Raw genomic sequence first — 15,483 nt, forward strand, 5'->3', positions numbered from 1 at the left:
CAGGCCACGCGATGACCGACGCACTCGACTCCTTCGACCGCAAGATCCTGAATATCGTCCAGCGCGATTGCACCGCGACGGCGGACGCCATTGCCGAACGGATCGGCCTGTCCACCTCGGCCGTGCAGAAGCGCCTGAAGCGCATGCGCACCGAAAAGATCATTTCGGCGGAAATCGCGGTGGTCGATCGCGCGGCGGTCGGCAGGCCGATGACGTTCATTGCGGCAATCGAGATCGAACGCGAAAACTACGAGACGGTCGCCAGGTTCCGCGAGTGGTCGAAGGCGCATGACGAAATCCAGCAGATCTACTACGTGACCGGTTCCGTCGACCTGATCGCGATCATCACCGCGCACGACGTCGAGGCGTACGACCGGCTGTCCGCGCGGATCATGCAGAGCAACCCGATGATCCGCCGGATCAACACGAATGTCGTGCTGAGTGCGGTCAAGGTCGGGCTGTTCGTGCCGGTCGACAAGGACGGTGACGACGAACCGCCGGCCACCTGACGTACCTGTTTCGCGCGGGAACGGGCGATCCGTCCGTCCCGCATGACAAACCGCAATGGATGACGATCTGAATCGCGCGAAACGACTAATTTGAAAATCGATTCGCATAACTAACCTGTGTCGTGTGGTCAATGAACAGGAGATGATCGAGATGGAACTCAAACTGGCACTGGTCGGTTTCGGCGGAGTCAATCAGGGACTGGTCGAACTGCTCAAAAAGAAGCGCGGGATGCTCGGGGCGGCGGGACTCGACGTATCGGTGACGATGGTCGCCGACCTGCGGCTCGGGATCGCGACGAATCCTCGCGGTATCGCGCTGGATGTCCTCGACGAAACCGCGCGGCGGGGCGTCGATGCGGAAGCGCTGCGCCGCGATCCCGGCACGCTGGTGTCGCCGGACGTCGGCCTCGGTGCGGTGCTGAAGGCCATCGCGTCGGATCACGTGGATGTCGTCATCGAGGCGACCTTCACGGATCCGAACACCGGCGAGCCTGCGCTGTCGCATTGCCGTACCGCGCTCGAATGCGGCAAGCACGTGATCACGACCAACAAGGGGCCGATCGCGCTCGCGCAGCCGGCACTGGCGCGGATCGCCGCGCAATCGGGTGCGTGCGTGATGTACGAGGGCACGGTGATGAGCGGCACGCCGGTGCTGCGGCAGCTCGCGACCTCGCTGCGCGGCTGCGACATCAACGGTTTCGCCGGCATCCTGAACGGCACGTCGAATTACGTGCTCGGTGAGGTCGAGGCCGGCGCGAGCTTCGATGCGGCGATCCGGGATGCGCAGCAGCGCGGCTATGCGGAGGCGAATCCGGCGGCCGACGTCAACGGTTCGGACGTACAGCTGAAAGTCGTGATTCTGGCGAACGCGCTGTGGAATGCCGGCCTCAAGCGGGGCGACGTGACGTGCCGCGGCATCGTGGAATTGACCGAGCACGACGTGCGCGCAGCCGCGGCGGAGCGTATGTCCTGGCGGTTGATCGGTTCCGCCGTCCGCCATCCGGACGGCACCGTGACCGCGAGCGTCGAACCGCGCAAGCTCCCTGCCGGCCATCCGCTGCTTGCCGCGAGCGGCGTGACGAACGCGATCACGTTCGACACCGACGTGCTCGGCGGCGTGACGATCAGCGGGCCGGGTGCCGGCCGTGAGGAAACGGCGTTCGCGATCCTCTCCGACCTGATCGAACTCGCGGACAGAATCGGCGCAGCCTCGCACGAGGTGGCGGCATGAGCGCGCGCGATGCGGTGATGACCGACTGCACGGGAGCCGGCGTGGCCGATGTCCGGTCGCCCTATGACGGCTCGATCGTCGGCCAGGTTCGACTGTCGCCTGCGGATGCGGCACCGGCCCTTGTCGAGCGCGCGCTCGACGGCGCGCGCTCGGCCGCAACCCTGCCACGCAGCCGGCGGGCAGACATCCTGTTTCGCGCGGCCGCGAGCGTGGAAGCACAGGCGGAGACATTTGCACGCACGATCGCGCTCGAAGCGGGCAAGCCGCTGCGGCAGGCCCGCAAGGAAGTCGCGCGCTGCGTGAACACGCTGCGCCTGTCGGGCGAGGAAGCGAAGCGACTGGCCGGCGAGACGATCCCGTTCGATGGGTATCCCGGCTCCGAGGATCGCAGCGGCTACTACACGCTGGAGCCGCTGGGCGTGATTCTCGCGATCACGCCCTTCAACGACCCGCTGAACCTCGTTGCCCACAAGCTCGGGCCGGCGCTCGCGACCGGCAATGCGGTCATCCTGAAGCCCTCGTTGCTCGCGCCGCTGTCGGCGCAGGCGCTCGTCGAGGTTCTGTGGGAAGCCGGGGCGTCGCGCGACGCGCTGCAGATCGTGCATGGCGGCGCGGATATCGCGTCGGCTCTGGTGCGCGACCGGCGGATCCGGATGGTGACCTTTACCGGCGGCCCGCAGACCGGCGAAGCCATCACGCGCGATGCGGGGCTCAAGAAGGTCGCGATGGATCTCGGTGGAAATGCGCCGGTGATCGTCATGGCCGACTGCGACCTGAAGGATGCCGCCGAATCCTGCGTGTCGGGTGCGTTCTGGGCAGCGGGACAGAACTGCATCGGCACGCAGCGGATCTTCGTCGCCGAGGCGGCATACGAGCCGTTCGTCCGGTATTTCGTCGAGCTGACCGGCAGGATGGTCGTCGGCGATCCACTGGACGATGCGACCGACATGGGGCCGATGATCGGCGAGGAACAGGCGATCCGCGTCGAACGCTGGGTCGACGAAGCGGTGTCGCGCGGTGCGACGGTGCTGACCGGCCATCGGCGGCGCGGGGCGCTGTACGAACCGACGGTGTTGGCGGATGTGCCGCACGACACGCGTGTATGGACCGACGAGGTGTTCGCGCCGGTCGTGACGATCGAGAAATTCACCGACCTGCAGCAGGCGCTCGACGCGGCCAACGCGTCGGAGAGCGCCCTGCATGCTGGCGTGTTCACCAGCCGGCTGGAGGTGGCGCTCGGCGCGGCCGAGCGACTCCAGGCGGGCGGCGTGATGATCAACGATTCGTCCGATTACCGCTTCGACGGCATGCCGTTCGGCGGATTCAAGCATGGGTCGCTGGGCCGCGAGGGCGTTCGGTTCGCGATGACGGAAATGACACAGCCGAAGGTGGTGTGCTTCAGGCGCAACCGGCGGCTGTCGAGCTGATGCGCAAGCGCCGGCGCCTGGCGGGCCGGCGCGAACCGGAGCGGTGTGGTGAGCAACGTATCGAAGAAGGAGTCGAGGATGCCAGCAGCAATTCCTGCATGCAAACCGGCGGCGGACGCGCTGGTGGTCGAGGATATTCACAAGTCGTTCGGCGGTGTCGAGGTGCTGAAGGGCATCTCGCTGACCGCGAGGAATCACGAGGTCGTATCGATCCTCGGCAGCAGCGGGTCGGGCAAGAGTACGTTCCTCAGATGCATCAACCTGCTGGAAATGCCCGACCGCGGCCGGATCTGCGTGAACGGCGAAACGCTCGCGCTGAAGCCGGCGGGCCGCGACGGCGCGCTCGTCGCGGCCGACGCTCAGCAGGTGATGCGTGTGCGTCGCAAGCTCGCGATGGTGTTCCAGCAGTTCAATCTCTGGGCGCACATGACCGTGCTGCAGAACGTGATGTTCGTGCCGGCGCGCGTGCTCGGCGTGCCGAAGCGCGACGCACGCGACAAGGCGATCGCGATGCTCGAACGGGTCGGGCTCGCCGGCAAGTGTGAACACTATCCGAACCAGCTGTCGGGCGGCCAGCAGCAGCGCGTCGCGATTGCACGTGCACTCGCGACCGACCCCGATGTGATGCTGTTCGACGAGCCGACGTCCGCGCTCGATCCCGAGCTCGTCGGCGAAGTATTGAAGGTGATGCGCTCGCTGGCCGACGAGGGACGCACGATGCTCGTCGTCACGCACGAGATGGGATTTGCGCGCGAAGTGGCGAACCGCGTCGTGTTCGTCCACCAGGGAAGAATCGAGGAAGACGGCAGTCCCGATGAGGTGTTCGCGAGCCAGAAATCGCCGCGTTTCCAGAAGTTTCTGTCCAGCATCATCTGATGCGGATTCGTTGTCAACGGGAGAGGAAACCATGAAGAAGCTGCTTCAGTCGCTGTGCGTGGGCGCGGCATTGCTCGGATCGGTCGCGCATGCCGAGCAGGTCGTGCGGATCGGTACGCTCGCCGATTACGCGCCGTTCGAATACAAGGATGCATCCGGCAAGCTGCAGGGCATGGAGATCGACATCGGCAAGAAGATGTGCGACACGATGAAGGTCAAGTGCCAGTGGGTGACGATGGATTTCGACGCGCTGATTCCGGCGCTCAAGGCGAAACAGATCGATGCGGTGCTCGCGCAGATGTCGAAGACGCCGGAGCGCGAGCAGTCGGTGGACTTCACGCGCATTTTCACGACGGCACCCGTGCAGCTCGTCGCGAAGCAGGGCTCGGGCATCACGGACAACGCCGCCACGTTGCGCGGCAAGACGATCGGCGTTCAGACGGCCTCGACGCACGAATCCTATCTGCGCCGCCGCCTGCCGGCAGGCAAGTCGGGAGTCAACGTGAAGGTCTATCAGACGCTCGACGAGGCCTGGCTCGATCTCGAGGCCGGGCGCGTCGATGCGGTGTTCGCCGACAACACGGTCGCGTACGACTGGCTGACGAAGGCCGGCAGGAAGGAAGGCTTCGACTTCGTCGGCAAGCCGATCGCCGATGCGGAGATCTTCGGCGACGGTACGGCGATCGCGGTACGCAAGGGCGACGCGCCGCTGAAGGCGCTGTTCGACAAGGGCATCGCGCAGGTGCAGGCGGACGGCACGTTCGCCGCAGCCAACACGCGCTATTTCCCGTTCAGCATCGCGCCGCAATAACCGCGCATCGGGGCCGCGCGGTCGCCGGACGGCGGCCCGCGCGAATCGGGCTCACAAGGAGCGATATAACGATGGACATCTTGGTGAACTACGGCGCGCAGATCGCGGCTGGCGCGCTCGTCACGCTGGAGCTCGCGGTCGCCGCGCTGTGCGTCGGCATGCTGCTCGGCATCGCCGGCGCATCGGCAAAGCTGTCGAGCCTGGGGTGGCTCAGACATGCGACCTATGCGCTGACCAATTTCCTGCGCGGCATTCCCGAGTTCCTGATCCTGCTGATCTGCTACTTCGGGCTGTCGCATCTGCTCAACGCGCAATTCGATGGCGCCATCGTCATCAGCCCGTTTTCCGCCGGCGTGATCGCGCTCGCCGTGGTGTTCGGCGCCTACGCGTCGGAGATGTTCCGCGGCGCGTTCGTCGCGGTGCCGGCCGGACAGATCGAGGCGGCGCGCGCGTATGGAATGACACGCGCGCAGACACTGTGGCATGTGCGCCTGCCGCAGGCGTGGCGCATCTGCCTGCCGAGCCTGAACAACATGTGGCAGAACCTGCTGAAGGACACCTCGCTGGTGTCGATCGTCGGGCTCGAGGACATGCTGCGCAAGGCCAACATCGCCGCGCAGTTCACCAAGCAGCCATTCGTCTTCTACGTGACGGTCGGCATCGTCTATTTCGGCTTTCTCGCCGCATCCAACCCCGTGTTCGCGTGGCTCGAGCGCATCGCGGGCCGCGGTTACGCAAAACGCACCTGAGGAGGGCCATGCGATGAACGACTTTCTTTCCCTCATCGTGCAGTCCGGCCCGGATATCGCGCGCGGCATATGGATCACGCTCGAACTGCTGGTGCTGTCGTGCACGCTTGCATTCGCGCTTGCGGTGCCGCTGGCGGTCGCGCGCACGTCGGCACGCCCGTGGCTGTCGACACCGAGCCGCCTGTTCATGTCGGTGTTTCGCGGCACGCCGCTGCTGGTGCAGATTTTCGTGCTGTATTACGGGCTTGCGCAGTTCTCGGTCGTGCGTGCGTCGCCTCTGTGGCTGCTGGTCGGCGGATCGTTCTCGTGTGCGTTGTGCGCGCTGACGCTCAATCTGGCGGCGTACATGGCGGAAGACATCCGGGGCGGGATTGCCGGCGTCCCCGCCGGCGAGAAGGAAGCCGCGCTCGCGTTCGGGATGAGCCGCTTCATGCTCACCTGGTTCGTGATCGTGCCGCGCGCGATCGGCATCGTCGCACCGACGCTCGGCAACGAGATCGTGCTGCAACTGAAGTCGACCGCGCTGGCCAGCACGATCACCGTGCTCGACCTGACCGGTGTCGCGCGCCGCATCTCCATCGAAACCTATACGACCGACGCGCTGATGCTGGCCGGCATCGTGTACGTCGGTATCACTGCGGTACTTTCGACCGTGCTCAAACGTGTCGAAGGTCTGCTGAATCGCCATCTGGGCAGCGCGCGTGCGTGACGGACGCTGCATAACGCGACACAACGAACGATCCGAGGACGACATGGGATACAAGCTTGAAACGCTGGCGCTGGCTGCGGACCGCGACGTGACCGACGAGAAGTCGGTCGCGCCGGCGATTCACTATTCGGCGGTGTTCAAGGCAGCCGGCAGCGAGGAGTTTGCGGAGATGTCGAGCGTGCCGCAGCATCCGCGCAACTACACCCGCTACGGCAATCCGGTTCACGAGCGCGTGAAGGCGGTCATGGCGGAGCTCGAAGGCACCGAGACCGCGCTCGTCACCGCATCCGGAATGGGCGCGATCGCGACCGCGATCCTCAGTGTCGTGAAGGCCGGCGATCACGTCGTCGGCCAGACGCGTCATTACATGAGCACTACGAAAATGCTCGACGACATGCTGCGCCGGTTCGGCGTCGAGGTGACGTTCGTCGACCAGACCGACGTGGGCGCGTTCGATCGTGCGATCCGGCCGAACACGCGGCTGATCGTGCTCGAGTCGCCGGTCAATCCGCTGCTGCTCGTGACCGACATCGCCGCGGTGACGGAAATCGCAAGGGCGCGCGGCATCCTGACGCTCGCGGACAACACGTTCGCTTCGCCGGTCAACCAGCAGCCGCACCGGCTCGGGGTCGACATCGTCGTGCACAGCGCGACCAAGTATCTGGGCGGCCATCACGACCTGACCGGCGGCGTGATCTGTACGAGCCGCGTGCTCGCCGAGCAGATCTGGCATACGCACATCACGCTCGGCTCGGTGCTGTCGCCGATGGACGCGTGGCTGCTGCTGCGCGGGCTGCGCACGCTGCCGATGCGGGTTGAGCGGATCAACGCGAACGCCCAGGCGCTCGCCGAATTCCTCGAAGCGCACGCGAAGGTCGAACGCGTGTTTTATCCGGGCCTGCGCAGCCATCCGCAGCATGGTCTGGCGTGCCGGCAGATGCGCGGCTTCGGCGGTGTGGTGGCGTTCGGCGTGCGGGGAGGCTACGGCGAAGCGCAGCGCTTTGTCGAGGCGCTGCGCTTGCCCCTGAATGCAGGCAATCTCGGCGGCGTCGATTCGCTCGCGATCCATACGGCATCCATGTGGGCGGGCACGATGTCGGCGGAGCAAATGCGCGCTGCCGACATTCCGCTCAATTTCATCCGCTATTCGGTCGGCATCGAGCACATCGACGACCTGAAAAGCGATGTCGCGCAAGCATTGGAGCAGATCTGACACGGACCAGCGCGCACGCTCGATCGACGACTCGCGCGCGTCGCGCCGACCTTTGAATCGATTCGGGCACGAGATGCGCGGATTGCAACGACGGAGCACGGACTATGCATGACATCACAGTACTCGACGGCGGCATGGGGCGCGAACTGGCGCGGATGGGAGCGCCGTTCAGGCAGCCGGAGTGGTCGGCGCTCGCGCTGATGGAAGCGCCCCATTACGTCGGCCTTGCGCACGACGCATTCGTCGCGGCGGGTGCCGACGTGATCACCGCGAACAGCTATGCGGTCGTGCCGTTCCATATCGGCGACGAGCGATTCCGTCGCGACGGAGCCGCGCTCGCGGCCCTTGCCGGGCAACTCGCGCGGCAAGCGGCGGACCGCGCAGGGCGGCCCGTGCGCGTTGCAGGATCGCTTCCGCCGACGGGCGGTTCCTACCGCCCCGACCTGTTCGACGCGGCGCGCGCCGATGCCATCTTGGCGACGCTCGTCGATGGGCTCGATCCCTACGTCGACCTGTGGCTGGCCGAGACGCAGAGCCTGACCGACGAGATCGGCGCGGTCCGGCGAGCGCTGGGTGAGAATCCGAAGCCGCTCTGGGTCTCGTTCACGCTGCGCGATGACGTCGAAGCAGGCGCCACGCCGGTATTGCGATCGGGGCAGACGCTCGACGAAGCGATCGACGCCGCCGTGTCCGCGCGCGCGACCGCGCTGCTGTTCAATTGCAGCCAGCCGGAGGCGATGGGTGCGGCGATCGAGACAGTACAGCGCACGCTTGCGCGAATGGGAACGTCGCTCGTGATCGGTGCGTATGCGAACGCGTTTCCGCCTCAGCGCGCCGATGCGCGTGCGAACGAGGAACTCCACGGCTTGCGCGGCGACATCGATCCGCCCGGCTATGCAAGATGGGCGGAGCAGTGGCTTGCGCTGGGCGCGCAGATCGTCGGCGGATGCTGCGGAATCGGCCCCGACCACATCGCGGCATTACGCGACGCGGTCGATGCACGCGGCACCCGGCATACCGGGTTCGGCGAATGAAGATCGACGGCCTGGACCAGAAGATAATCGACGCGTTGTGTGCCGATGCGCGGATTCCGCTCGCGGTGCTGGCCGACAGGATCGGTCTGTCCAGGCAGGCGGTCCGGAACCGGATCGACCGGCTCGAAGCGCTGAACATCATTGCAGGCTATACGGTGCGGCTCGCATTGCCCGACGATGTCGTGCCGGTGCGCGCCGTGATGCTTGTGTATCGCAAGGACCGGATGCGCGGTGCGGACGTGCTGGCCGCACTCGAGCGGATCGCCGAGGTGCGCGATTGCGCGGTGCTCAGCGGCGAAGTCGATTTGCTCGTACAGATAGAGGCCGCCACACACGAGCGCATCAGCGACATCTGGGCCACGATCAGTGCGATGGACGGTGTGCAGAACATGACGACCAGCTTCGTGCTCGATTCGGTTGTCCACAAGCGTTGACCAAACCGGCGCGACGGGAAAAGAGCAGGTCAGTCTTCTCGCGCAAGCCGCAGCAAGATGTCGGCGAGGGCTCGAATTTTCGGTTGTGCCGCACGTTGGGACGGATATACGAGGAAGTAGGAAAGGCCGTCGTGAACCACCTCCTCAAACGGCGTCACCAGCGATCCGGCTCGGAGTCGGTCTCGTGCCATTCGTGGGTCGCCGATTGCAATTCCGTGTCCTTCCGCCGATGCCGCGAGCGTCAATTCGAGGGTATCGAATACAAGTCCACGGTCCGCATCGATCTGGAGCGCCCCAACATGATCGAGCCAGCATCTCCACTCCGCGTGGCTGGGCCCGGGATGGAGCAAATCGACATGCGCAAGATCGGCAACGGATCGCAGTGATGTTGCCAATGCGGGCGCGCACATCGGCGTGAGCGTCTCGGAAAACAGCGGTAGCGCTTCCATACCGGTCCACTGTCCCGTGCCTCGCACAATGATGGCATCGACGTCGGACGTAGTGAAATCTGGCGTATCGTCCGCGGATGTCGAAATACGAAGCTCCGTCCCGCTCATGGCGCGATGAATGTCCGGCAGCCGCGGGAGCAACCAGCGAATGGCGAACGTGGACGGCAACGTCAAGGTGAGAACCGAGGTCGTCCGTGCATGGATGTCCGCGTGCTGAACCAATTGCGTGAGCACGTTGACCGCGACCGTCAGCAGTCCATTTCCTTCCGCCGTCAACGTCAGCCCCGATACATGGCGCACAAAGAGCGCGCATCGATAATGCGTTTCCAGCTGCTGTATCTGGCGGCTCACCGCGCCTTGCGTACGGCATAGATGAGCCGCGGCCTTGCTGACGCTGCCAAGCTGCGCCGCGGCGACGAATGACTGAATCGCTGCCAGCGGTGGGAGGGGCCGCGTCAGGTCAGCCAGCGGATATGCATGCGCTGCATACCCGGATTGCATATTTTTCGATTGTTCGGTCATCGGTGCGTCGCTATCGTGCGTCTACCGGATGCCCTGTTCTTGCGAATGAACGGGGTTGTCGACGAATGATCGGAGGATAATCTTGGACTCAACGTCGGGATCACTATATACGGAACAGGTTCGCGCGTACCTTCGGGAACTGGAGCGAGGCGATGTCGGTGCCATCTGCGCGCTATTTACGCCGGACGCGCAGATTTTCTCGCCATTTCTCGGCTGGATGCACCCTGAGCCCTTCTTTTCGAAGGTCGCTGCCGCGTCGGGAGAAAGCAAGATTACACCGATCGATATCTGCGTCAGCGCGAGCGGGGCTCGACGTGCAACAGGTTATTTCATCTACGACTGGGGCCTGAAAGACGGATCGGCGGCGCGCTTCGAGTGCGTCGACGTGTTCGAGTTCGACATCGCGGGGCGCATCGAACGGATGATCATCGTCTACGACACTCATCCGATTCGTAGTACGGTCGGCGACAAGTACGCGTAGCGGAATCGATGTCGCGCAATACCGAAGGCTGATTTATGGGGAGGTTGCCGACAAGCTGCAAGCGGGCCTCGGCCGGCCGTTCAGCCGTTCGGTGTGGAGCGAGCAGTATTTGCTGGACGAGCTGGCGCGCGACGCGAACAATATGATGCGCAAGTATCGTGTGGCTTTTGCTCATGGGCAAGTTGCCGCCTGCGACGGCGACTTGCTGGCATGCGGAGCACGCCTGATCGCGAGCCAGGATCAGACCGGCGGCTAACGGAAATACGGGCACTTAGGGGTGCGCCGGTCAAGCCGGGCCGGCCTCGCCCGATCGTGCCCGTGATGCTCAGATCACGAATTCCATCGGCTTCGTGCCGCATTGGGCATCGGGCAACGGCTCGCCACGCTGCGCCGCGGCCAACAACCGGCCGATCGCAATGTGGACCACATCGGCGCGCACGCTCGACGGGGTGAAGCCTGCGGCGTTGTCGAGTCCCTCGCGGTGCGCACGCATGATTCGCACGTCTTGCTGGATCACGGAATGCGTGTAGAGGTGCAGCAGCGGTTTCAGCGCACGCAGAACCGCAGCCGGCAACGCAAAGCGATAGGCGATGTACGTATAGACACGCGATCGACGCGTGTCGAGCGGCGTGATCTGGCTGACGATCAGAAAACTCGATCGGCTGCCCCAGTGATAGTCGCACCGCGTGACGTTCGGTACATAAAAATGATCGGTATGCCGAAGCGGTTCCCCGGACGGATTGGTCAGCCAGTCCAGCATGCCGATCTTGTCGCCGTCATCGTGATACGTGACCTCGACGCTCTGCTGCTTGAGTTCGACGGATGCCCGTAGTCGCCGTCCGGTGGATGAGCGGAAGATCCGGTCGTGCACGAACACCGTATGCGGGACGTCCATGAAGTTCTCGACCAGCGCACCGAGGTCGCCATCGAACGTATTGACCATGTAGTACGACTGCCACGGCCGTTCGCCGTAGTGCGGCATGTCGAACGGCCGCTTCAGCGCTGGATCGTCTCGCCCGCGATAGACCCAGACGAGGCCATGCCGAGTCAGCACCGGTAACCTGCGCTGACGATACGGGTAGGTCGTACCGGGCGGTGCGGCGCTCGCGCCGTCGATGCTGGGAATTCGGGTGACGCTGCCGTGCTGGTCATAATGCCAGCCGTGATACGGACAGACGAGGCAGCCGTCGATGACCTTCCCGGCCGACAACCGGGTGCCGCGATGCACGCATTGATCGACGAGCGCGACGATCTCGCCGCCGGCCGTCCGGAACAGCACGATGCCGAGGCCGAGTACCCGCGTGCCGAACGGCTTGTCGCGCTTGACGTCGGCTTCGGTGCCCGCGACGTACCATTGCTCGACCAGCGCGCCGAAGGCTTCGCCATCGGCGTCCGGCACGGATTCGTCGCAAGGGGGATGCGTCGATGCGATCGATATGTTCAACATGTGCACGTGTTCTCGATGAAGGCGCGGAGTGCGTTCGCCACGGCGGGCTTGGCCACCAGGGCGCGGGGTTTGACATCGCCGGCGCGGATGCCTGCACGCTCGTGGGCTCGCTGGACGAGATCCGCCAGCTGGGCGGCGCCTCCGGGCACGCGAACCGCGCGCAACGGGCCGAGCTGGCCGACCGTGCGTGCGTGCCGGTAGTGAAAAGCGCGGGCGAGAGCCTGTTCCAGCGCATCGCGCAAGGCGGCGACGTCCTGCGTACCGCTGGCAAGCAACAGCAGGTAATGGGGCGGATCCGCGTCGGCGCACGGAATCACGCAACCTTCATCGCCCGGTTGCAGCACGTCGGAAAGCGACGCAGCCAGATAGGCTTCGTCCAGCTTTTCACCGACCAGATCGCTTTGCGTGCCAGCCCGCCCGACGAAGGCCACGCATGGTGTCCGTCCCGCATATCCGGTCACACGGACCCGATCGCCGAGCCGATAGCGGTACAGGCCGCCTCCCGTCGTCACGACGACCTCGGCCGTATCGCCCGGCTTCAGTTCTTCGACGCCAATCGCGGTTCCGTCGTCGAACAGAAACTCCAGGAAGTGGCTGCAGACGGCGAGGGGACAGCCGGTCGTATCGCCGAACGGCAGGCTGACCACCGCCTCGGTGGAAAACAAGCCTTTCGGAAGCCATGCCGCCTGCGGAAACAAGGTGCGGGCATGAGTGGCGTAGCCTTTGCTTGGACCGTCCATCCAGCAACTCACTGCCGCGAGCTGCGGCCACAGCCGGCCGCAGTGGCCATCGTCGAGTGCGCGTCGCAGCGCTGCCATACGGATCGACGGCAGCGAATCGAACAGGAAGGTGAGCGTATCGCGGCGCTGCGGCTCGGCGTGGTCGAACAGCGGACGAAGCAGACTGGTCAGGAAGGTCGGGCTCCATACGCTGATGAAGGCGAGATCGTCGGCGGCGATAAGCGCGCGTAACGTTTCGTTGCGCCACGCCCGACCATTACCCGACAGCGACGGGGCGACGAGCGTCGGCAGTAGATCGACGAGCGGGCTGCCAGCCAGGTAATCGAGATCGCTGTCCGATCCGATCATGATGCCGTTGGGGGCGCGTTCGCGCGCTTGCATTGGCGGCGACATCGACCAGTACGCGCGCCCGGCCGCGACGCCGGGCACGGTGCGATGCAGATCGGCGAGCCAGACGATCAGCGCGAACTGCAATTCTTCGAGAAAGGCTGGCGTATAGGGAATGAGCTTTTGCTGCTCGCTGCCGCCGCTGGTGCGCTCGAAGAAGCGTGGCGCCTGGTCGGTCAGGATCGGAGCGGACTCCTGGAGGGCACGATCGATCCATCGGGACATGCCGGCGTAGGAGGTAGCCGGCACGCGCTCGCGAAATTGTGCCGGATCCGCGATATCGGCAAACCCGTTGGCCATGCCGAACGCCGTGTTCCGATTCGCGGCGAGCAAGCGTGACAGAACGGTTGCCTGCGCGTCGCCCGGCGCATCGAGCGCGGTGAGCCACGCGTGACGGAAGGGTTCTGCAGCAGCGCTAAACGCGGCCCACGCATCTTGTGCACGCACGTGCATCCTCTCGTCAGAAATAGGTCTTTTCGAGCTGTGTCAGATCGCCGGGCAAGCGCCGGGGCGCGTCGAACACATGCAGCCAACCGTACCACAGCGGTCGCGTCTCCGCCGCGTCGGAGCAGGCATGAAGCTCCTGCCAGCGCAAGCTCGGATGCCGGTGATGCGTCAGGTTGTAGTTGAAGTTGAGGAATGCCCAGCGGATCAGTGTGGGGGCGCGCATGTTGTATGTGCCCTCGACAACGTCGAGCGGCGTGTGCATGTGATACACCCATTGGAGCGACGACCACGAAAACGCGAATGCGAGATAGGCAAGCGCGATATCGAGCACGCGCCAGTCCAGCAATGCGCCCAGTGCGATCCACGCGGCCACGCCTGCGAGGGTTTCGTAGCGAATTCGTCGAAAATCGGCCTGGTCGAAGTCTTTGAACGCGGCGGCATACGTGTTGTCGCGTCCGTACTTCGCCCAGCCATACGGGACGCGACTCGGAAGCACGGCCAGGACGAAGCTGCCCGCGAAACTCGCGAACCAGATGCCGCCGACGATCGCCGCGTAGTATTCGATTCGCTTGCGCCACAGCGAAGCGTCCGGCTCGACGAAGTCCACCCGCTCCGCGAGCGTTCGATTCCGCACGTGGTGGCCGAGATGATTCACGTGGATCAGCGTTGCGGCCGCGCCGAACATCGCCGATGCCCACCACATCATCAGGTAGTTGACTGCTCCGCGCCGATGCCCGAAACCGTGGAAAGTTTCGTGCATCATCGAAAACACACCTTGCATGATCAGGCAGAACGGTACGAGCGACACCCAGCGCAAGGGGCTCGTACCGTGCGACAGCCACGTCAGGATGCCGGCCCATGCAACGCTCTGCAGCGCGAGCACGCAGAGATTCAGCCGATCGAACCGTCGCGAACATTTATCTATGGCGCTTGCATTGGCAACGAACATACAATTCGGACAGGGATGGTGGCGGCGACGCAGAGCATACCTTCGATCGCCATCATCGAACAATACGCCCGCCTGCGCTGATCTTGCGCGTTACGCCACGATCGACCGCGACCATGTCCGCCAAACGAACCGACGATTCCATGCATGAGCGCTGCAACGACGCGGCAGACATCCGTCGGCGCAATCCGCGTTTTTGTTTTGCCGACCACATTCCGCGCTATTGGTATCGCGACAAACGCCTCGTGACGCGCTTTTTCGACGCGTTCTCGATCATGTTTCCGCTCGGCGAAAAGTTCTTTGTCGATAGCGTGAGGCAGTACCGCGACGCGCTGCCGGTCGATGGCACACTCGCCGCTCAAGTGGATGCTTTCCTGTACCAGGAAGCCGCCCACATCCGCGAGCATCGCGCGTATAACCGGCGCCTGGCTCGCCAGGGCATGCCGGTCGACGCACTCGAGGCGCTCATGCGGAGACGGCAGCAACAATGCCGGCGTGTCGCGTCGCCGCTGCTTCAATTGACCTTCACGGCATGTCTTGAGCACTACACGGCCATTCTGGCCGATCTGCTGTTGCGCGATCCGGCCATTCTTGATGGCGTCGACCCGTCGATGGCCGCGATCTGGCGATGGCATGCGATCGAGGAAACCGAACACAAGGCCGTCGCGTTCGACGTATTTCGCGCTTGCGGCGGCGGCGCGATCAAGCGCTATTTCATACGGACGGCGGCGATGCTCGGCGTCACGGCATGCTTCATCGTCGATCTGGGCTATTTCATCGTTCGTCTCGCGCGTGCCGACCGCGGCGCCGGCAATTGGCGAAGCTGGGCACAGCTTGGCTGGTGGCTGTTCGGCGCGCCGGGCATCGTCACCCGCGTGCTGCCCGCGTGGCTGGTTTGGTTCTCGCCGCGTTTTCACCCTGCGCGAATCGGGGATCCGGCCACGCTGGCTGCTGCCCGTGCGGCACTCGCTGCCGATGGCGTGACAACGGAGCCGGCATGAACGCACGGCGTCCGGCATGGTCGCCGTCCGGCTTCGACGAGTGGCGGCAACACTACCCATCGACGCCGTT

General features: G+C 64.7%; 16 protein-coding genes and 1 pseudogene. 13 read left to right on the top strand and 4 right to left on the bottom strand.

The features are described from left to right. Positions 1-11 precede the first annotated feature (11 nt). The 10 genes from AB3K92_RS08030 (at position 12) to AB3K92_RS08075 (ending at position 8,993) form a co-directional block, all read left to right on the top strand. Entirely contained in the window at positions 12-509 is a 498-nt protein-coding gene (locus tag AB3K92_RS08030; RefSeq protein WP_048021211.1) for an Lrp/AsnC family transcriptional regulator, read from the top strand. 151 nt (positions 510-660) lie between these two features. Continuing rightward, on the top strand, positions 661-1,740 hold the full coding sequence (locus tag AB3K92_RS08035) for a homoserine dehydrogenase (RefSeq protein WP_042973579.1): 1,080 nt from the start codon (positions 661-663) through the stop codon (positions 1,738-1,740). Continuing rightward, entirely contained in the window at positions 1,737-3,167 is a 1,431-nt protein-coding gene (locus AB3K92_RS08040; protein ID WP_369464770.1) for an aldehyde dehydrogenase family protein, read from the top strand. Before AB3K92_RS08035 ends, AB3K92_RS08040 begins: the two co-directional genes overlap by 4 nt. A 78-nt stretch (positions 3,168-3,245) precedes the next feature. Then, complete coding sequence (locus tag AB3K92_RS08045; protein WP_021157537.1) at positions 3,246-4,043, top strand: ABC transporter ATP-binding protein; 798 nt, start codon at positions 3,246-3,248, stop codon at positions 4,041-4,043. Positions 4,044-4,074: 31 nt separating this feature from the next. Beyond that, entirely contained in the window at positions 4,075-4,854 is a 780-nt protein-coding gene (locus tag AB3K92_RS08050) for a transporter substrate-binding domain-containing protein (RefSeq protein WP_369464771.1), read from the top strand. A 71-nt stretch (positions 4,855-4,925) separates the two neighbouring features. Next, positions 4,926-5,603, top strand: coding sequence for an ABC transporter permease (locus AB3K92_RS08055; RefSeq protein ID WP_369464772.1), 678 nt, complete (start codon positions 4,926-4,928; stop codon positions 5,601-5,603). A gap of 13 nt (positions 5,604-5,616) precedes the next feature. Beyond that, positions 5,617-6,312, top strand: a complete 696-nt coding sequence (locus AB3K92_RS08060; protein WP_021157540.1) for an ABC transporter permease — start codon at positions 5,617-5,619, stop codon at positions 6,310-6,312. Between the two features lie 43 nt (positions 6,313-6,355). Continuing rightward, positions 6,356-7,525 carry a PLP-dependent aspartate aminotransferase family protein gene (locus AB3K92_RS08065; RefSeq protein ID WP_369464773.1) on the top strand — a complete coding sequence of 390 codons (1,170 nt, stop codon included), beginning with the start codon at positions 6,356-6,358 and terminating at the stop codon, positions 7,523-7,525. 104 nt (positions 7,526-7,629) lie between these two features. Further along, positions 7,630-8,559, top strand: coding sequence for a homocysteine S-methyltransferase family protein (locus tag AB3K92_RS08070; RefSeq protein WP_369464774.1), 930 nt, complete (start codon positions 7,630-7,632; stop codon positions 8,557-8,559). Then, positions 8,556-8,993: an Lrp/AsnC family transcriptional regulator gene (locus tag AB3K92_RS08075; protein WP_059651769.1), complete on the top strand. Its 438-nt coding sequence runs from the start codon at positions 8,556-8,558 to the stop codon at positions 8,991-8,993. The genes AB3K92_RS08070 and AB3K92_RS08075 overlap by 4 nt, the downstream gene beginning before the upstream one ends. A 29-nt stretch (positions 8,994-9,022) precedes the next feature. Here the strand turns inward: AB3K92_RS08075 and AB3K92_RS08080 are convergent, their stop codons facing one another. After that, entirely contained in the window at positions 9,023-9,964 is a 942-nt protein-coding gene (locus AB3K92_RS08080; RefSeq protein ID WP_059489757.1) for a LysR substrate-binding domain-containing protein, read from the bottom strand. Between the two features lie 82 nt (positions 9,965-10,046). On the opposite strand from AB3K92_RS08080, the gene AB3K92_RS08085 reads away from it, so the two are divergent. Both AB3K92_RS08085 and AB3K92_RS08090 read left to right on the top strand, forming a co-directional pair. After that, the gene (locus tag AB3K92_RS08085) at positions 10,047-10,445 is read left to right on the top strand and encodes a nuclear transport factor 2 family protein (RefSeq protein WP_185735145.1); all 399 of its coding nucleotides are present in this window, start codon (positions 10,047-10,049) and stop codon (positions 10,443-10,445) included. A gap of 28 nt (positions 10,446-10,473) precedes the next feature. Continuing rightward, positions 10,474-10,626: pseudogene (locus AB3K92_RS08090) on the top strand (aromatic alcohol reductase); the annotation flags it as partial. Positions 10,627-10,770: 144 nt separating this feature from the next. Here AB3K92_RS08090 and AB3K92_RS08095 read toward each other — a convergent pair. Genes AB3K92_RS08095 through AB3K92_RS08105 form a run of 3 tightly spaced genes read right to left on the bottom strand, consistent with a single transcriptional unit; the run spans position 10,771 to position 14,349 of the window. Then, complete coding sequence (locus AB3K92_RS08095; protein ID WP_369464775.1) at positions 10,771-11,892, bottom strand: Rieske 2Fe-2S domain-containing protein; 1,122 nt, start codon at positions 11,890-11,892, stop codon at positions 10,771-10,773. After that, a complete protein-coding gene (locus AB3K92_RS08100) occupies positions 11,886-13,466 on the bottom strand; it encodes a GH3 auxin-responsive promoter family protein (RefSeq protein ID WP_369464776.1) in 1,581 nt (526 codons plus the stop codon). Before AB3K92_RS08100 ends, AB3K92_RS08095 begins: the two co-directional genes overlap by 7 nt. Positions 13,467-13,479: 13 nt before the next feature. Beyond that, on the bottom strand, positions 13,480-14,349 hold the full coding sequence (locus AB3K92_RS08105) for a fatty acid desaturase (protein WP_230953725.1): 870 nt from the start codon (positions 14,347-14,349) through the stop codon (positions 13,480-13,482). A 179-nt stretch (positions 14,350-14,528) separates the two neighbouring features. On the opposite strand from AB3K92_RS08105, the gene AB3K92_RS08110 reads away from it, so the two are divergent. Beyond that, positions 14,529-15,413 carry a metal-dependent hydrolase gene (locus tag AB3K92_RS08110; RefSeq protein WP_226281702.1) on the top strand — a complete coding sequence of 295 codons (885 nt, stop codon included), beginning with the start codon at positions 14,529-14,531 and terminating at the stop codon, positions 15,411-15,413. Positions 15,414-15,483: the final 70 nt, after the last annotated feature.

Source organism: Burkholderia sp. Bmkn7 (genome assembly GCF_041103175.1).
GTDB classification, from domain to species: Bacteria; Pseudomonadota; Gammaproteobacteria; order Burkholderiales; family Burkholderiaceae; genus Burkholderia; species Burkholderia cepacia.

What these genes read in the sequence shown, in the direction of transcription:
- AB3K92_RS08030 (WP_048021211.1), top strand. Translation starts at nt 12, where the DNA reads ATGACCGACGCACTCGACTCCTTCGACCGCAAGATCCTGAATATCGTC.
- AB3K92_RS08035 (WP_042973579.1), top strand. Translation starts at nt 661, where the DNA reads ATGGAACTCAAACTGGCACTGGTCGGTTTCGGCGGAGTCAATCAGGGA.
- AB3K92_RS08040 (WP_369464770.1), top strand. Translation starts at nt 1,737, where the DNA reads ATGAGCGCGCGCGATGCGGTGATGACCGACTGCACGGGAGCCGGCGTG.
- AB3K92_RS08045 (WP_021157537.1), top strand. Translation starts at nt 3,246, where the DNA reads ATGCCAGCAGCAATTCCTGCATGCAAACCGGCGGCGGACGCGCTGGTG.
- AB3K92_RS08050 (WP_369464771.1), top strand. Translation starts at nt 4,075, where the DNA reads ATGAAGAAGCTGCTTCAGTCGCTGTGCGTGGGCGCGGCATTGCTCGGA.
- AB3K92_RS08055 (WP_369464772.1), top strand. Translation starts at nt 4,926, where the DNA reads ATGGACATCTTGGTGAACTACGGCGCGCAGATCGCGGCTGGCGCGCTC.
- AB3K92_RS08060 (WP_021157540.1), top strand. Translation starts at nt 5,617, where the DNA reads ATGAACGACTTTCTTTCCCTCATCGTGCAGTCCGGCCCGGATATCGCG.
- AB3K92_RS08065 (WP_369464773.1), top strand. Translation starts at nt 6,356, where the DNA reads ATGGGATACAAGCTTGAAACGCTGGCGCTGGCTGCGGACCGCGACGTG.
- AB3K92_RS08070 (WP_369464774.1), top strand. Translation starts at nt 7,630, where the DNA reads ATGCATGACATCACAGTACTCGACGGCGGCATGGGGCGCGAACTGGCG.
- AB3K92_RS08075 (WP_059651769.1), top strand. Translation starts at nt 8,556, where the DNA reads ATGAAGATCGACGGCCTGGACCAGAAGATAATCGACGCGTTGTGTGCC.
- AB3K92_RS08080 (WP_059489757.1), bottom strand. Translation starts at nt 9,964, where the DNA reads ATGACCGAACAATCGAAAAATATGCAATCCGGGTATGCAGCGCATGCA.
- AB3K92_RS08095 (WP_369464775.1), bottom strand. Translation starts at nt 11,892, where the DNA reads ATGTTGAACATATCGATCGCATCGACGCATCCCCCTTGCGACGAATCC.
- AB3K92_RS08110 (WP_226281702.1), top strand. Translation starts at nt 14,529, where the DNA reads ATGTCCGCCAAACGAACCGACGATTCCATGCATGAGCGCTGCAACGAC.